At 64.0% G+C, this 16,890-nt stretch carries 8 protein-coding genes and 1 pseudogene; 4 read left to right on the plus strand and 5 right to left on the minus strand.

Annotation, left to right across the window (positions count from 1 at the left end; all coding sequences use genetic code 11):
- The 3 genes from ACIODU_RS20120 to ACIODU_RS20130 all read left to right on the plus strand — a co-directional run.
- Positions 1-342, plus strand: a 342-nt coding sequence (locus ACIODU_RS20120; protein WP_401769179.1) for an integrase core domain-containing protein, incomplete at its 5' end; no start/stop codon positions are given.
- 37 nt (positions 343-379) lie between these two features.
- The gene (locus ACIODU_RS20125) at positions 380-592 is read left to right on the plus strand and encodes a winged helix-turn-helix domain-containing protein (RefSeq protein ID WP_401769181.1); all 213 of its coding nucleotides are present in this window, start codon (positions 380-382) and stop codon (positions 590-592) included.
- Positions 574-1,104: a transposase gene (locus tag ACIODU_RS20130; RefSeq protein ID WP_401769183.1), complete on the plus strand. Its 531-nt coding sequence runs from the start codon at positions 574-576 to the stop codon at positions 1,102-1,104. The genes ACIODU_RS20125 and ACIODU_RS20130 overlap by 19 nt, the downstream gene beginning before the upstream one ends.
- Positions 1,105-1,194: 90 nt before the next feature.
- On the opposite strand, the gene ACIODU_RS20135 is transcribed toward ACIODU_RS20130, so the two are convergent.
- From ACIODU_RS20135 to ACIODU_RS20150, 4 genes and pseudogenes are all read right to left on the minus strand, one after another.
- Entirely contained in the window at positions 1,195-1,707 is a 513-nt protein-coding gene (locus ACIODU_RS20135) for an SUKH-4 family immunity protein (protein WP_401769185.1), read from the minus strand.
- Between the two features lie 1,048 nt (positions 1,708-2,755).
- The gene (locus ACIODU_RS20140; protein ID WP_401769187.1) at positions 2,756-9,694 is read right to left on the minus strand and encodes a polymorphic toxin-type HINT domain-containing protein; all 6,939 of its coding nucleotides are present in this window, start codon (positions 9,692-9,694) and stop codon (positions 2,756-2,758) included.
- A 115-nt stretch (positions 9,695-9,809) separates the two neighbouring features.
- Entirely contained in the window at positions 9,810-14,048 is a 4,239-nt protein-coding gene (locus ACIODU_RS20145; protein WP_401769511.1) for a LamG-like jellyroll fold domain-containing protein, read from the minus strand.
- Between the two features lie 689 nt (positions 14,049-14,737).
- Positions 14,738-16,112, minus strand: a pseudogene (locus ACIODU_RS20150) (MMPL family transporter); the annotation flags it as partial.
- 161 nt (positions 16,113-16,273) lie between these two features.
- Between ACIODU_RS20150 and ACIODU_RS20155 the strand changes: the two are divergent.
- Positions 16,274-16,414, plus strand: a complete 141-nt coding sequence (locus ACIODU_RS20155; RefSeq protein ID WP_401769189.1) for a hypothetical protein — start codon at positions 16,274-16,276, stop codon at positions 16,412-16,414.
- A gap of 64 nt (positions 16,415-16,478) precedes the next feature.
- Here the strand turns inward: ACIODU_RS20155 and ACIODU_RS20160 are convergent, their stop codons facing one another.
- Complete coding sequence (locus ACIODU_RS20160) at positions 16,479-16,880, minus strand: hypothetical protein (RefSeq protein ID WP_401769191.1); 402 nt, start codon at positions 16,878-16,880, stop codon at positions 16,479-16,481.
- Positions 16,881-16,890: the final 10 nt, after the last annotated feature.

The following is a 16,890-nucleotide window of genomic DNA, read 5'->3' on the forward strand; positions in this document are numbered from 1 at the left end:
GCCCAGGCCTTCTTCACCGACTGCGGGATCACCGTCGAACGCGTCCTGACCGACAACGGCGCCTGCTACAAGTCCCACGCCTGGCGCGACCTGCTCGCCACGGCCGGGATCACCCACAAGCGAACCCGGCCCTACCGACCCCAGACCAACGGCAAAGTCGAACGCCTCAACCGCACACTGCTCGACGAATGGGCCTACGCCCGCCCCTACCGCTCAGAGCAGGAACGACGCGACGCCTTCCCCCGCTGGCAGCACACCTACAATCACCACCGCGGACACACCGCACTCGCAGGCAAACCACCCGCCAGCCGCATCCCCAACCTCACAGGGCAATACACCTAGGCTCAACGAAGTCCAGGTCGCCAGGCTGGAACGGGAGTTGGAGCGTGGTCCGCTGGCTCACGGCTGGACGGCCCAGCGGTGGACGCTGGCACGGATCAAGACGCTTATCGGCCGGCTGTTCCACGTCTCCTACACGGTCGAGGACACCTGGCGGCTGCTGAAGCGGCACGGCTGGAGCTGGCAGCAGCCCACTCGGCGGGCGATCGAGCGCGATGACGACGCGGTCGAGGTATGGAAGAAGGAGCCCTGACCGCGGGTAAGAGCATCGCGGCGGAGCGCGGGGCCTGGATCGTCTTCGAAGACGAGGCCGGGCAGTCAATGACTCCGCCGCGCGCCAGAATCTGGGGCCGGATCGGCCAGACCCCGGTCGTGAGGGTGAGGGGCCGCGGCTCCGGGCGGGTGTCGATGGCTGGCATGACCTGCTATAAGCCAGACGAGCGGTCCCGGCTGATCGACGCGATCCGCGAGTATCGCGGCCGCAAGGGCGAATCGAAGGGCTTCGGCTGGCGCGACTTCCGCGACCTGATCGTCCGCGCCCGCATTCAGCTTGGCGGCCCGATCGTCCTGGTCTGGGACAACCTCCGCCTGCACCTGACGGCCGGCATGCGTGTGTTCATCGAGGCGAACGCCGAGTGGCTCACCGTGTTCCACCTGCCCACCTACGCCCCGGACCTCAACCCACAGGAGTCATCTGGCCACTGGTCAAACGCGCGATCGGCAACCTCGCCGCCGCGGACCTCACTCAGATCGCCCGAGCCGTGAAAAGTTGGCTCAAGAGGATTCAGTACCGTCCAGAACTCGTCGGCGGCTGCCTCGCAACCACCGGCCTGATCCCGGAGGACTGACCGTGACTCATTCCTCCTCCCAGTTCGCGTAGTCGCCCATCGCCACGTCATCGCACAAGGTCTCCCACAACCCGTTGTCTGCGAGTGCGGTGGCATCCAGAGCAGCGAGGAGCCGTCGAAGCTCGTCCGCCACCTCCTGGAACCTGTCCTCCTCGTCTTCCTCGTAGAAGGGGAAGCGAGCGATGATGCCCGCGACGCACCGGTGGAAGGCCCTGAGGTCCCTGTTCACATGCCAGGCGGTCGCGGACCCGATCTTGGGGATCTGCACGACGCGACGCGAAGCCACATCGACGCCGAGACGACCGAACAGGCCGCTGGACCCAAAGACGACCAACCCGCCCTCACCGATCCCGTCCAGGAGCGTCGCCTCAGTCAGCGGTTGGTACTCATAACCGATCAGCCCTGCCGGGACGCCGACTTCCCGCAGATCGGCGGCGATCTCGGCAGGCAGCTCTGATGAGCAGCCGATACGGACCACGGCGTACTGGGGCAACGGCAACGGCGGGAAGTCTCGGATCACGCAACCATCATCCTCGTGCTCCGGCCACACCGGGAAGGCGCGAGCTGGCCCCTGCCACCCTGCGGCGGGACCCGACATCACTCAATCAAGTTCAGTAGCACGGGAGGAACTGACCACGTTGTCCACCAAGACCCGGTCCTTCGAACGCCGCACCACCCTCCCAACCCGCTGCATCAAGTCGCTGAAGCACCACCACGAACAGCAGCAGCGTGACCGTCACATGGTAGGCACCGAGTGGCTGCACAACGGGCACGTGTTCACTACACCACACGGCAGGGACCATCGACCGACCAACCCCACCCGCGCCTTCACCACGCCCCTCCGCAAGGCCAGGCACGTCACATTCGCTTCCACGATGTCCGGCATTCCATTGCCCACCCTGACCCTCGAGCAAGGTGTCGAACTCGTCGTGCCCAAGGAACTACTCGGCCGTACCCACATCGGCGTCACCGCCACCATCTCAGCGCATGTCCGACTTCGCCTCCCGCACGCACCATCAGTACGGCCGTTGACGGTCCTGGCAACGATGAATCGGCCCACGAAACGACGGTAACGACCTGGCGCAATGCGGAGCCACCGTCCACTGACCTTGCCGCCAACGAGTGCCGACACTGCAGACAGGAGGCCCGCCAGGCCCTGCCTGGCGGGCTCCTGTTTCACTCCTGCGAACACCGCTCGGGCTCTACGGCCGCCAGCTCCGGAAGGATGCCCTAAAGAAATGTCTCGAAGTCATCAAGCGCATCCTGCGCCCGCCCTTCAAACCCCGGCACTTCCGTCATACGTTTCACCTGCATCACTGTACGAGGATTACAGATTTCCCCATGAATCCGGGCTAGATGCCCGAAACAGGTGACTGCAAGGAGTTTCACTTGATCGTCGAAGTCCCCATCAAGGCAATCCAAGAGAACGCTCTCGACCCAAGCGCCGTCCGGGTCATTGAACGTCAACGACAAGAGTGCCTCCGTCGCTTGATCCACTGAACCGTTAGCAACTACGGCCAGCATTTCAGCGCGCCACTCTCGATCAGCCCGTGCAGAATCTTGTGACCTCACCCTGTGACCCTCCCTCTCCTGTCGACGAGACCCGCTCTCCTAAGGGAATTCTGCATGTCGATATGGAGATCGCCCCATTCGCGGACGTGCCCGTGATAAATATCATTCGTTCCGCCGCCACCACACTTGCACGGCCGCTGGACCGTACGATCCAGGACAACAATCTCTCCGTTTTCGACGTCGACCCCGACTCTCCGAGGAGAGGTCCCCTTTACCGGGACCGAGTTATCCAAGGCAGCCTGGCCATTCAGCGGCTCAGCGCTATTTGTTCCCCTGGAACTTCCGCGGGCCGAAGTACCGTGCTTCCCACCAGCTTCATAGAGAGATCCACCGCAGTTGTGAACGAGGACCGGCGTGGCCCCCGCCAGCACATAATACGTGTGGAGGTCGGCGACAGTGAGGTTGTAGACCGTTGCGGGTCGGGTCCAGCGGTGTAGGGCTGTGACCTGTACGCCTGATCCGGTACTGCTCTGGAGGTGCTGTCCCGCGCGGAGGTCGGCGGCGTCGATCCACTCTTGGAGTTCGGGGACCCAGAACGGGTGACCGTCGGTTGCGGTGACGGTTGTAGTGCTCGAGCCGTTCTTATTGCTGATACGGAGGGTGATCTTGACGAGATTCTTGAGGCCTTGCCCCTCGATCTCGGCAGTCACCCTTTTCTCTGCGGTCTTGCCGGTTTCGGGGTCAGTGGCAAGTACCCTGTCGCCGACCTTTAGTTCCTCAATGGGCTTGGCAGTGCCGTCTGCGAGGAGGACTTTTGTGCCGGGGATGAAGCTGTTGGCTTCACATGGGGAACTGTTCCGACCTCTTGCACCGAACCACTTTCCGCTGCTGCCTTCTCCGCCGCCTGCTGCTATCTGTGCCGAGAGGCCCGCCTTCGCGAAGGCTTTAGCGGAAGTGACTGATTTCGGACACCCGCCCTCAATATTTCCGCAAATTATGTACGAAGCACGCTGGACATCCTCCATGGCCTTTTCCGGCTGGTCTTCAAATTCTGGGTTGGTGACCCAGGCGGAAGTTTGACCTCCGTAATATTGGTTCCGATTAATTGTTGCGTTGAGTTGTTGTTTGAGTTTGTCTGCGTATTTCCAGTCGGCGGGTACGTTGACGCCTGGAAAGACCATGACCGTGCCGGGTTTGATGCTGGGGCTGATGGGTGCAGCGCTCCAGCCGCTGCTCTCCCACCAGCCGTCGTCGTAGCTGTCGCCGTCGCAACCGGGGCAGCCCCAGGAGGGGTCGTTCAGGGGTTTTCCGCTTTGGGCTGCCGGGCTGTTTCCGTACTGGAGGCCGCCGCCACATTCAGCCGGCGAGGCGCAGGCCATGAGGCCGCTGGGGTCGCTCTGGGTGATGGGGCTGTTCTCCGCGTAGGAGTAGCCGTTCAACTGCTGGGGGTTAGCCGTGTCCAGTAGCGGGTCGACGGAGAGGAAGCGGCCCGTGCCGGAGTCGTATTCGCGGGCACCGAGGTGGGTCAGGCCGGTGGATGTGTCGTCGGTGCCGCCGACGAAGCTCTTGGTTCCTGGCCAGGTGGCGGGTTGCGTGCCGCGAGGGCTGCCGAAAGGCTGGGTGCGGCGCTGTGTGAGGGTCTGGCTGTTGGAGGTGACCGCGAGCTGGCCGGTGCCCTGGTGGTCGGCGATGGTGAAGGAGACGGCGCCGTTGTTGTCCTGGACAGCCTGGTTCCCTTCGCCTATGTCGATGTAGCGGGTGGCCTTGGGGGTGGTGGTGCCCTTGGCGACGGTGATTTCGGTGTGTCCGAGATAGAGAGTGGTCTCGGTGGGAGTGCGGCCGATCAGACGGTTACCGTCGGCGTCGTAGAGGTAGTCGGTGACCTTGTCACCGCCCTCACCTGTTTCGGTGACCTTGGCGAGGCGTCCTTCCGCATCCCAGAGGAGACTCTGGGTGTCTCCGGAGACGATGCGGGCGATGGTGTTGCCCGTCTCGTCGTACGTGTAGCTGTCCTGCGAGGTGACAGAGGGACCAGTGGTCGTCACGGAGTCCAGGGCGTGGGGCCGAGGCTGGCCCGCGTCGGGGTAGTCGTAGGTGCTCTTGAGATCCTTGCCGCTGTCACCGGTGGTGTCGTGACGGGTCTCGGTGAGCCTGTTGCCGGTCTTGTCGTAGGTGTAGCTGTTCCAGTACGGAGCCGGTCCGCCGATGGTCTGGCCGACCGGTGTGGTGGCGCAGGTGGTGTCGGGTTCGGTCCAGGCCTCGGTCAGGCGGCGCAGATGGTCGTAGGTGTAGCACTGGTTGTCCGTGCCCGACCGGGAAACGTCCGCGGCGGAAAGAATGTTGCCGATCTGGTCGTAGCGGTACGAGAGGTACTTGTCGACGCCGGGGATGGGCTCCCGGTCGACGCGCGTGTTCGCCAGCCGTTGGGTTCCCCCCTCGTACTCATTGGTGATCAGCGTCCTGGTGCCGCCGCTGGTGTCGCCGAGTTCATGAACGAGCGGCTTGCCGGTGAGGCTGTACGAGGTGGTCGTGCTGTAACCGTTCCCGAGCATGGCCACGGGGCGCAGGGTGTTCGTGTCGTACGTGAAGCTGTAGCTCCCACCGGGCAGGGCGCCTGCGGCTGAGTAGCTCACCGCTCCCACCAGACCGGAGGGCTTGTACGAAACTCCGGTCTGGTACGTACCGGCGAGGCCGATCTCCACTGCCGGGATCGTCACGGAGCTGCGTACGGCCTGATAGAGCCGGTCGTACTGGGTGACCTTGTAGGTGTACGCGTTGGAGCCGTCATAGCGGGTGCTTTCCGCCAGTTCTCCCTTGCCGTTGGTGACGGTGTCGTAGACCCATTTGGCGCTCAGTGGCCCCGTTGCCGAGTTCTTGTGCAGTTCGGTCTGTCGGCCGAGGTCGTCGTAGATGTAGAAGAGGCTGTTGCCGGGTCGGGCGTCATCCGTCGACACGAGCTGGCCGCGGTCGTCGTAGACGCTGTCGGTGATGCCCTTGTCCGGGTCGTCAGCCTTGGTCTGTCGGCCGAGCTGGTCGTAGGTGTAGTTCCAGGTGTTGCCCGCCGGGTCGGTGAGCTTGGCCAGCGCGCCTTGGTTGTTGTGCTCGTAGGCCGTTGTGTCATAAGTGGAGTCGGCGGCGCGCTCGTGGTGCTGTCGGAGTTCGGTGGTCTGGCCTCGTCCGTCGACAAGGGTGGTGGTAGCCGTGCCACCCTCGGGCGGGATGACCGTGACCCGGTCGCCTCCGTAGATCGTCTTGGTGATGCCGAGAACCTTGCCGCCGCCAGCGTCACCGGCGATCTGCTTCGTCTCGGTCTCCCGACCCAGACCGTCGAACGCGTGGAGCGTCTGCGTTTCGACGCTGAGGGCGTCAGCCGGCTGGAACACCTCGCCCGGTTTTGCGTCCAGCGTGTAGTAGGTGGCGAACTCCTTGGCTGCCTGTCCGCGTTCGTCGTAGAAGAGGTCGGTCAACAGAAGCCCGCCGTCCGGACCCGGAGACTGGGTCTGGCGCTTACGCAGAAATCCGTCGTAGATGGTGTAGGCGGGGACCAGAGAGCCGCCCTCCGCGCTGAGCGTGCGTGTGACGACCGCGACCGGCTTGTTCTCCTCCACCTGGTAGTCGAACTGGAAGTTGGGGAGGCTGTTGCTGGTCGTGGACCGATCGGCGGTCCATATCTTGTACTTGCGGCCAAGCGCGTCGTACGTGATTTTCGTCTTATTGGTGTTGGTGTCCGTGACGTCCATGGGCTGGCCGCGCAGCGGGTCCAGAGTGGTGACGGTCTTCTGCGCAGTCGCGGCGTTCCCGGCGGTCGCCGGCGGCGTCGTGGCCGTCACCGTTGTGGCGAACCCGGTGGTGGGCGCGTAGGCCATTGCGGAGGTCCGGCCGTCGGTGCGCGGGGTACGCACTGGGGCGCCGGTAACCGTCGCGGTCACGTTCGCAGTGAGGTCTGTGCTGGTCAGCGGGCGGCCGTAGGAGTCGAAGGTGGTCCCGGACTCCAGGTAGGTGGCCGTAGTGCCGTCGTGCTTCTTGAGGACAGCCGATGCCGTCGCATCACCCTTGGTCGGCGTCGCGCCGTAAGCGAGGCCGTCATAGGCGATGCGTTCGTCAGAGACGACGTCCTTCGCGCGGGCGGGAGTGGCGTCGCACTTCACGGCGACGGTTTCGACCCGGGAGGCAAGGTTGAACAGCGTGTCCGCCGTGTTGGGCACGTAGGTGGTGCGGGTGCAGCGGTCGTCGCGGGCGGAGGCGGTGTCGCCCAGGTTGTCCACCTGCGTGGGCCGACCCGCGACGGTGTCGAACGTGGTGCTGGAGGCGGTGATCCTCCACTTGGCCCCGGTGCCATTGTCCGTGGAAGCCCAGGTCTTACTTTCGGCAGTTCCCGTGAAGTTGGCCGTGACCGTACCCCAGTCACGGACCTTCTTCGCGGTCTCGTGGTGCCAGGGACGGTTGACGCTCTTCGCGAGGATCTTTCCGTCGGGGCCGGAATAGCTCTCGGTCTTGTAGGCGAAACCTGCCGCCGCCTCGTCATCTGTGAGGGGATCGCCTTCCCCCTCGCCGAGACTGACGCTCACCGATTTCGTAGCGTTCCCGGTGACCGCCTTCTTGTCCCCGTCCATACCACGCAAGAAATATGTGTCGTTCTGCGACTTCACGGCGTCCCCGCCGCCGGGACCACCGGTCTTGACGCGGACGTGCCCGTACCCTCGCCACTGCGACCAGGTTTTGAATTTCTCCTTGGTCAGGCCGTCGTCGTCGTCGAAGTGCCAGGCTGCCCCGTCCTTGTACTCGTACGAGGTGACCTGATCAGGAGCCCCGCCGGTGCGGTCCGTGGCAATGACCGCACTGACCACGTACTTGTTGAACCACTGCTGATCAGGATCCTCGCTGGAACTGCCACCGATGAACTGCGGGAAACACCGCGTGGTGTTGGTCTGCGGGGTGGGCAGATTGTTCCAGTCGCACGCGGGCGCTGAGTAGGTCACGTCTATCTGTCCGCCCGACTCGTCCGAGACATCGGACAGGCGTGACTTGATGAACGGTGCATAGCCGTCGCCGGTTTTGTCCAGGCGGTTTTCGAGCTGCGTGTACGTGAACGTCGTCTTCGGCAGGGTGACAGCCGGGGTAGCGGTGTGCCCAGTGCGCTGCACGGAGTCCAGCAGCAACTGGTAGTCCGTGTCGGCCATGCCCCAGCGGTGTGTCAGCTTCCAGGAGTCGACGGGGTTGTAGCTTCCGTCGGTCTTCAGTACCTCGGTGGTGACGGATGTCAGGCGCTTGCGGGTCCAGAAAGACGCCGCGAACCGACCTTCGTCGCAGTCCTTTCCCTCGTCACAGTTGAGGTCCCACGGCGTGTCGTACCAGTGGAACGCGTCGCTGGTGATGGACGAGCAGGTGGTCTGGGCATCGGGCAGGCACCGCTCGGAGCTGCCGAAGGTGACCTTCGCCAACGCCTTGGCGCTGTACACCGACGTCGACTTGAGACCGTACTCGATACGGTCCAGGTAGCCGCCGCGGGTGTAGCGGGTGTCGTCGGCGGCTTTGAGGTTGCGGCCGTAGGAGTTCTTCTCCTGGTTGTAGTAGTAGGCCACGGCGTTGCCGCGTACGTCGACGGCGTAGTCCAGGTTCCAGCGCCATGCCTGCTGGCACCAGGAAGCCGCGAAGGTGGCGGCGTGGCAGGGCTCGTTCGTGTCGTCGCCGAAGACGGGGACCGTCCAGGTCGAACCGGTGGTTCCCTTGCCGTCCGCCCAGCCCGGCAGTCGGTTGTAGCCGAAGTAGTAGCGCGTGCCGCCGGGTACGGTCAGTTCCCAGTGCTCGTCGTTGTCATCGCCGTTGCCGGTGACCCGGTCGGTCTTGGTCAGACGCTTGACGCGGGTCCCGTCGTCCTTCCTGAGCTTCCACTGGTTGTTCCCGGCCGGAACAAGTTCTCCGCCCTTGCCGTTGAAGGTGAGGAAGGCATTGTCGTAGGCCCAGCAGGAATCCCCCGGCTTGTTGCCGTCCTCGCCGGTGACTCCGTCCTCCGCACAGGGCTTGTAGCGCCGCTCGATGAAGCCCGGCGACAGGTCGAATCCGTCACCGACCCACGACGACTGGTTGTTGGTGTTACCGGTGCGGCCGTCGATCGACCCCGACGAGTAGGACAGGGCCACAGAAGGCTTCAGTCCTCCGGGTACACCGGGTACCGGCATGTCGTACGACCAGGTGAAGTCGCCGGTGTTGAGGTTGGTCTTCCAAGTCGCCGAAGGAGAGAGCGAGGTGGCGGTGAAGTCCCCGCCACCACCGGCCTCGGCGGCCACAGCAGCGAGAACGGTGCTCGCTCCTGCTCGGAGTTCGACACTGTCAGTTGTGAGAGTGCGCCTCTCCGGGTCATTGACCGTCTTGACCGGTTTTCCGGTACGGCACTGCTTCTTCTCGGGGGTGGTGAGAGCGCACTGCGGCAGCTCGACGAGAGTGAGCCGGGATCCGTAGCCACCACCGAACGCCTCCCCGAAGCCGGAGTAGTCCAGGGTGGTACCGACAGCACCGGAGGCCGAGCCGGCCTGAGGCTGAAGAGTGAACAGCGGGCCGTCGACACCGGTTCTTGATGCTGCCTTGCGGTCAACCAGCTGTGCTATGACCTTACCGGTGGCACTCTCGGCGGCGGGCGTCTTGGCATCCTGCCGCAACGTGAGCGGCAGTCCTTGCGCTTTGACTGCCTTCGAGGAACTCGATGTGCGTTTGGGCAGCGTGAGGACGGCCGACGCACTCGTGGGCCACGCCGCCGCAGGCGCCTTCTGCGGCGTTCGCGCACTTTTGGTCACCTTGCGCGGCTTGACCTTTGTCCCGCTCGCGCTGCCCTTGACGGGCTTCTCCGCAGCGGCCAGAGCCGCATCGCGCAGGCCGTTGTCCGCCTGGACAACCGGGGTTGCCGCCACCTGGAGCAACGTCCCCACCATGACTGCGGCCGTCGTCAATGCGACGCGACTGCGCAGCAAGGAGAGATACCTGCCCGGTCTGCCACTCATCTGCTTCTCGTTTCCCTCTGGGATCGGCTCAGGTCTGCGCCGCGCAACGCGGCGGAAAGCTCTCTGATGCAAGCTGTCTCGCCCGGGGGCACACGCTCAGTGCCCCCGGGCGAAGTCAGCTGCCAGGCACCTTGGTCGGCACGTCGAACCAGCTGCCGGCGAGCATCTCGACCTGGGCGTCCGTCAGGGGACCCGCGAATGCCCAGACGTCGTCCACCAGACCGGGGAAGTACTCACCGAATGTGCCGGCCTTCTTGGCCCGGCCGACCTGCAGGACACCGGACGCTTTGAACGCCAGCGCGTTCTCCGCCCACGGCACCAGATCGGTGCAGGCCGGGTCGTCCGCGGTTCCGTCGCCGTCGTCATCGGGACAGGCGACTTCCTCCAGGTTGCCGTTCACGTACAGCCGCACCTGTTTGGCGAAGCCGTCGTACACCACAGCCAGGTGGTTCCAGTCACGGACGTCGTTGAACGTCCCACTGTTGGCTTCGGTCACAGCGGCCGCGTCAGCGTCATCGGCCGGCAGGCTCAGACTCCACTTGCCCAGTCCCTCGGGATGGGCGGGATCAGGCACGTAGCGCACCGCGAAAGCACTGTTCCGGGTCGAGTCCGCGCTGATCAAGGCACGTTGGCCACTAGGAGTCGACGCGGCCTGGGCCCATGCCGTCACGGTGAAACTACCGGCCGTGTCCACCGGCATGCGAGTGGTGGCACCGTATCCGGTGACGCCGTCCAACTCCACCGCCCCCATGTCCACGAAACCGAAGCCGGGTTTCGCGCCTCCCCGCAGCGTCATCGCGTTGGCCTCGATCGAATCGTCAGGGACAGTGATGGGGACGGTGCTGCTCATGTCCTCGAACTTCCACCGTCCCTTGACCAGCGGACGTTGCTTGAACATCTGCTGTACCTCGTCCGCGGAGACGGCACGGTCGAAGAGCTTCACGTCGTCGATCTGACCGGGGAAGAAAGAGCCGGGGCTCCCCTCGTAGGAACCCGCGCCGATCTGCACCGGGCCGCCCGCGTACCAGGTCTGGGCAACGTCGGCCTTGCCGGCCTCGACACCGTTGACGTAGAGGGTCAGTTGCTTGGCTACGGTGTCGTGCACACCGACCAGATGTACCCATTCGCCTCCGAAGGCTGTCTTTCCCTCGGCCTGAATGGCTCGGATCGCCGCGGAGTCCGGTGTGTCGGAGACGTACTGGTTGAATACCCAGCGGTCGTACGAACTTGAGTAGTACAGCTCGAATCCGGATTTGTGCGCACTGGCCTGGGTCGCGATGATCGCGGCGTGATCCGGCTTGGTCTTGGGGAGTTTGGCCCATGCGGATACCGTGAAGCTGCGCTGGTTGTTCAGGTGCGGCGCACCTGTGGTGGCGTAGTCGTCCGTGCCGTCCAGGGTGAGGGCCGTTCCGTCCATGCCGGCTTGGCCCAGGACGGCACCGCCCTTGAGAACCGCGGGGCGGACCTCTGCCTGGCCAGTTATTCGGGTGGCCCCTGCGGCCTCGTCCAACGGGAAGACCGCGCGCGGCGGTCGGCCCAGTCCAACCGGCTGCTTCTCGTAAAGGATCGTCACTTCCTGACCGGAGAGCGGCTTGTCGTAGATTCGGACATCGTCAATAGCGCCGGGGAAGAACGACTTGATCTGCCCGCTGTAGGAGCCGGCACCGATCTGTAGTCCTCGCCGCGCGTCCCAGGGCGTCGCGTAGGTGGTACTGCCTACCAATTGCCCTCCGACGTAGAGCTGCAATTGGTCTGTACCCGAGTTGTAGACTCCGACCAGATGCGTCCATGCTCCGGCCGTCACTCCCCCTGGTGTTGGCGACATGGCTCGCACAATGGGCGCGTCCACGGTGTCGGATGTGTACTGGTTGAATGCCCATCGCTCATAGGTGGCGGAGTAATAGAGCTCGAAACCAGGACTGTGGTTTCCAGGCTGTGCCGCGATGATCGCCGCGGCATCCGGTATCCTCGACGGTTTCACCCACGCCGACACCGAGAACCCGCCGTCCGTCTCCACCGTGGGGATATCGGTCTGTGCGTAGTCGTCGACTCCGTCGAAGGACACCGCTGTGCCCGTCACGCCCTGGACACCAGGAGTGGCGCCACCGTGCAGTTCAGCACCCCGGCTGCCCGCCTCGCCCTGCGCTTGACCAGCGCCAGGAGAGTCGTCCAGTTTCCATGCTGCCCGCTCCGGCTGCCCCGCCTTGACCCGGTACTGGTACGTACGTACCTCACTCGCGATTCCGGCAGCGTCGTAGGCTCGTGCGGTGATGAAACGCAGGCCAGGCGTCGAAGGAAGAATCTGAATCGTCTTCGCCGCGCCGGCTGTCGTAGTGATGACGTTCTTCGACGACGGGTCACCATTGACGCCGTACCAGTACTTGTTCACATCGGCGTCGGAGCCTTTGATAGTGAACTCACCATACTTGCCGACTCCGTCGAACCAAGGGTCCTCAGGGTTCTCCGGATCGGAAGCAGGGTAGTCGCCGGACGTTATCGACGGAGCCTTGGGAACGTTCGTGTCGTAGACGAAATAGCAGCCCGTAGGACCTTCACCGACCGTTGACCATGGCGAATATTGACCACTGTCGTAGGACCTCGCGTACCAGTAGACCTGCTTGTTCGGCGTGATAGAGGAAGGCAGGCTGATGGAGAAGCTGGAACCTGACTTCTTGTAAGGGGTCAGCGCAGGCTTCCACCGAACAATGGAACCTTTACCGTCACCGGAATCCCAGACGGCCTGAATTTGTACGGCGATATTGTCACCATCGGGATCCGTGATGGAGTTCAAGTTGATCTTTCCCAGAGTACGCACGCGCGCCGCGCTCGACGGGCTTTTACACATCCCGCCGTACTCCATCGTCAACTGCGACATCTTGATCTGAGGCGGCGGGCGATTATATTTGACCCTCAGAAATGCCTTGTCGGAAAAACGCTTCCAGCCGTATTCATCCGATTCGCTTGCGGCTTGCAGTCCGAAGGTCATTGTCGACGACTTCGCGTTCGCGGCTTCCTGCACCGCGGCCTTCACGTCGAACTCCGCGTCCTTGGCCGAGCAACCCTGGAATCCGTATGCGAACGACTCCGACGCCAGTTTTTTGATCCAGAAGCCGGACGCGTTCTGAGAGTTCCAAGTTGTTGACGACGAGATGTCCTTCGTACGCCACAACTCCACGCTGCGCGCCGAACACGAAGCAGACCACGTGTTCCGCACCACAAACTCGGCACTGAGCACGGATTTACCCGCGTATGTCGAGGTCGGAATACGGTAGAAGACGCGCTTGGTATCGTTCGGCTGGCAGTAGGTCCAGTTGCAGTAGCCCATGCCTGAATCAGAGTCACCATTGAACTTCCACTGCGGCGACGATGCCCAGTACTTCGAGGCCACCGTCCATGCCGAGGCACGGGACGTGTACCACTGGGGATCAATGAATACCGGATACGAGGTGTCTTTTCCCTTGAGCACCTCAGCGTCCGGCGTAAGGACCAGTTCCCCACCCCCGGTGGCCACTTCCACCTCAACCGGAGCCAGTTTCCCGGACTCGCCGGCCGCTGGCTCCTCGGAGTCGCTGATCGCGACGCCCTTGCTCAGCGCTCTGGCACTCGCGGCAGGGTCCGAGCCCGTACTGGAATCCCACATCATCGGTCTGGGCGCCTCGAAAACCGTCCCTCCCGCACCACGATCGACGGCTTCCAGACCGCCCTCCGTGGTCTCACGCACGTCGACGCCGTCCGCCGCCAGGTCCATGCGCAGTTCTGCCAGCTTCTCGCTGGACGCCGCCTGGGCCGTCTTCACGACGAGCAACTGCGTAAATCCGTCTTCCTGCGCACCCATGCGCAGGTCAACACCGGGAAGAACCTCACGGTACGTAGCCGTGGAACCGGAGAGTTCTGGGGCCGGAAGGTCTCCCGGCCAGGACAGGGCAACATCCCGGCCCGCCTTGGACATGCGCACAAGCGGGGCATTGCCGCCGTCCGAGAACTCCAGAGCAACCGTGGTCGCCTTCGGGACAACCGATCCATCCGATGACGTCACCAACTCGGTGTCGATCGGCTGCCACCGACCCTCGCTCCTGGTCCGGACCGGGCGCAGATATTCGCGCGACTCCAGATCGCCCTCGGGGGTGGCGTACACGTCACTGCTCTCTCGCCGCAGCGAGCCGATCTCCACCGGTCGGTTCAGTCGTTTCGCCTCAGCGAGGGCTTCGTCAGTGGTCTCCTGGCTGGGATTCCCGTCATCGGCTTGGGTTGTTTCGGCGGGAACAACCGACGATTGCGCTACGGACGGGCGTGCCGCCGCCGGAACAATCCCAGCGGCAAGAACGACGGCGAGCCCCCAGGCGGTTGCTCCCACCAAGGGCAGGCGCGTCCTTCGTCTACCTCTGCCCACTCCACGTTTCCCGCGCGTCAACTTCAACAACCCCACCCCGACATCACAGAAACCACATAACTTCGCAGAGTTAAGTTCCGGTTGCGTTGCGCTGTCAATGGTGATCTAGGACACGCGTTGAACATGGTTCATTTTGATGGATTCAAGGCTTTTACTTTCGAGCGATTTGAGGGCTTTCCTCCCGAATCTTCCTGTTGGTACTCACCAGATACACGACCGGATGACCGAATGGCGCGATCCGTTCTTCCACTGCCCGTCGAATCTGTGGCTTTGGCGCCACCATGCACACGCCTGGCGCGAGTTTCCATGGCGCATGATCTGTTCGCCATAAATCTATCGGTATGCCTCCTTTGGTCCATTGATGCGAGGCGGCGAACGTTCCGGAGCGTTGATGCTGAACGAGTGAACTGTTGGGGGAGACAGGGGAGTTGTCGCGCAGACGCGTTTGCTGGGGATGACACGCAGCCCATTCCGGCAAAGAGAGGGCCGGTAGGGGTGCGTGGTGTTCCTCCGTCGAGGCGGCGTCGATTTCGGCCACCTCGCCCGTCCGAGCGGTTGACCAGCGCCGATGAAGAAGTCCGGCTGGAGCAGCACGGCGTGCCCGCCTCCGGCGGGGTGGAGGCGGGCACGGTGTGAGGGGGGCCGTAGTGCGGCTAGTTCTTCGCGTATGCCGCATCTGCCGCAGGCTGCTGCGCGGCCTCCGGGGCCGTCTCGCTGAGGCCGTAGCGGGCGTGCACCTTGCGGAGGAAGCCCGGGGCGTACCAGGCCGAGCCGCCCAGGAGGCGCGTTGCCGCCGGGACCAGGCTTCCTCGTACCGTCACCGCGTCGATCAGGATCGCCAGGCCGCTGCCCAGGCCGAACATCTACATGAAGCTGAGCTTCGCCGTGCCGAAGGCGAAGAAGCTCACCGCGAGCAGGCAGGCCGCCGCCGTGACGATGCGGCCCGTGTGGCCGGGGCCGTGGGTGACGGCGGACTCGTTGTCCTCGCCCTGGTCGTGCAGTTCCTTGATGCGGCTGATGACGAACACCTCGTAGTCCATCGACAGGCCGAACGCCATGCAGAACATCAGCACGGTCATGGACACCTCCATGGGCTGGGCGGTGAAGCCGAGCAGGGAGGACAGATGACCGTCTTGGGACATCCAGGTCATCACGCCGAGCGTCGCACCCAGGCTGAGCATGTTGAGGACCAGCACGCGGAGTGGCTGGACGATGCTGCCCGTGAACAGGAAGAGGAGCAGGAAGGTCGTGACCGCGACCAACGTCACGGCCAGCGGAAGCCGGTCGGCTATGGATGCCTTCGAGTCGACCAGTTCGGCGTCAACTCCGCCCACCAGCGGGTGAGTTGCGACGGGCGGGCGACCGCTCGTACCTTCCCGACCAAGCTCTGAGCCTCGTCCGACTTCGGGGGCAGGGTGCTCACCACGTTGAGTTGTTGGGCATCGGGATGGGCCAGGGACGCTGCGGCGGGGGTGGATGCCGCGGGCCGCCCTTTGGTGCACGTGCCCGCGCTCGTCTCTACGCGGATCACGCCCTGGATGTGGACAGTTCAGTCGCGTATGCCTCCAACTCTGCCTGTTCCAGCGGCTTGTCGATGACCACCCGCATCGCCGCGTCGTCGTTGCCGTTGAACTTCTCTCTCAGCACCGACGACACCTGGCGGCTCTGCGCCTCCGTCGGCAGCACCCGTTCGTCCGGCGTTCCGAAGGTGATGCCAAGCAGCGGGCTCGCGGCCATCAGCAGGACGGTGAGCACCGGCAGCGCGGTGAGTGCGGGCCGCCGCATGACCGTGCCTGCCAGTCGGCCCCACAGGGGTGCCCGGCCACTGTCGGGGCGCTTCGTGTTCACCCAGGGCAGGCGACCGCTGTTGATCCTGTGGCCCAGGACGACGAACAGGGCCGGCATGACAACCAGCGTGCTGAGTGCGGCGATGACCACCACGCCGATCCCGGCGTAGCCGAACGAGCGCAGGAAGTACTGCGGGAACACCAGGAGCACCACCAGCGCGGCCGCCACGGTGGCGGCGCTACCCACCTGGACCGTGAGCGTGTTGTCATTCGGTCCGGGTTACGGCCCCTCGTAGGCGTCGATCACGGCCTTCGCGTTCTCGTCCCGCTCGATGCCGTCGCCCTTCACATGGGCGAGGACCACGGTCTCGCGGCCGTCCTCGGAACGGAGGTCGGGACTGGATGTTCGGCACCTACACCGAGGCGCAGCTGGCGGCGGCCGACACCCCCGCCCTCTCGCCGTCTCTCCACACCTACCTGAACCACCTGCCCGGGATGGAAAACCTACTCACGGACATCCACCGCCGCGTCGCGCCGGCCTGAGCCCATCCCGCTCCACCGCGGTTCACCATCAACTACGAAGCAGAGCCATTACCAGCGCCCCTCGTCACCCAGTGCGGGACAGAATCACCAATGCAGTCGAGGCCGACCGCAGAACAGCACCCCACAGCGGGGATGCCACATATTCGGCGTCCGTCTTGTCGTTTCCCTCTCGCCGCAGCAAGTCATCGACAGCAGACGCCAGTTCCACCATTGCCGCGACCTCTGCCTCGGAAGTGAGAACAGTCCCCAGTGCCGAGGGGGGATCGTCCAGCACCAAGGTGTCGTCGTACAGGATGTTGAGGTTCACGGAAAGGTCGTCATAGAAGCCTTCCTGCGGATAAATCCGCCCAACCCAAACTCGGTGTTGATATTCTTCATCCGCGAGGGCGCGGACCGCCGAGACGACGTTGCGCCGCATATCCGGAAAGCTCACGCCGCTCAATTCAGACAATTCCACGCCTGCCATTTTAACCATT

Origin of the sequence: Streptomyces sp. NPDC088261, from assembly GCF_044740805.1 — a bacterium.
Taxonomy (GTDB): Bacteria; Actinomycetota; Actinomycetes; order Streptomycetales; family Streptomycetaceae; genus Streptomyces.

What these genes read in the sequence shown, in the direction of transcription:
- ACIODU_RS20140 (WP_401769187.1), bottom strand. Translation starts at nt 9,694, where the DNA reads ATGAGTGGCAGACCGGGCAGGTATCTCTCCTTGCTGCGCAGTCGCGTC.
- ACIODU_RS20130 (WP_401769183.1), top strand. Translation starts at nt 574, where the DNA reads ATGGAAGAAGGAGCCCTGACCGCGGGTAAGAGCATCGCGGCGGAGCGC.
- ACIODU_RS20155 (WP_401769189.1), top strand. Translation starts at nt 16,274, where the DNA reads ATGTTCGGCACCTACACCGAGGCGCAGCTGGCGGCGGCCGACACCCCC.
- ACIODU_RS20160 (WP_401769191.1), bottom strand. Translation starts at nt 16,880, where the DNA reads ATGGCAGGCGTGGAATTGTCTGAATTGAGCGGCGTGAGCTTTCCGGAT.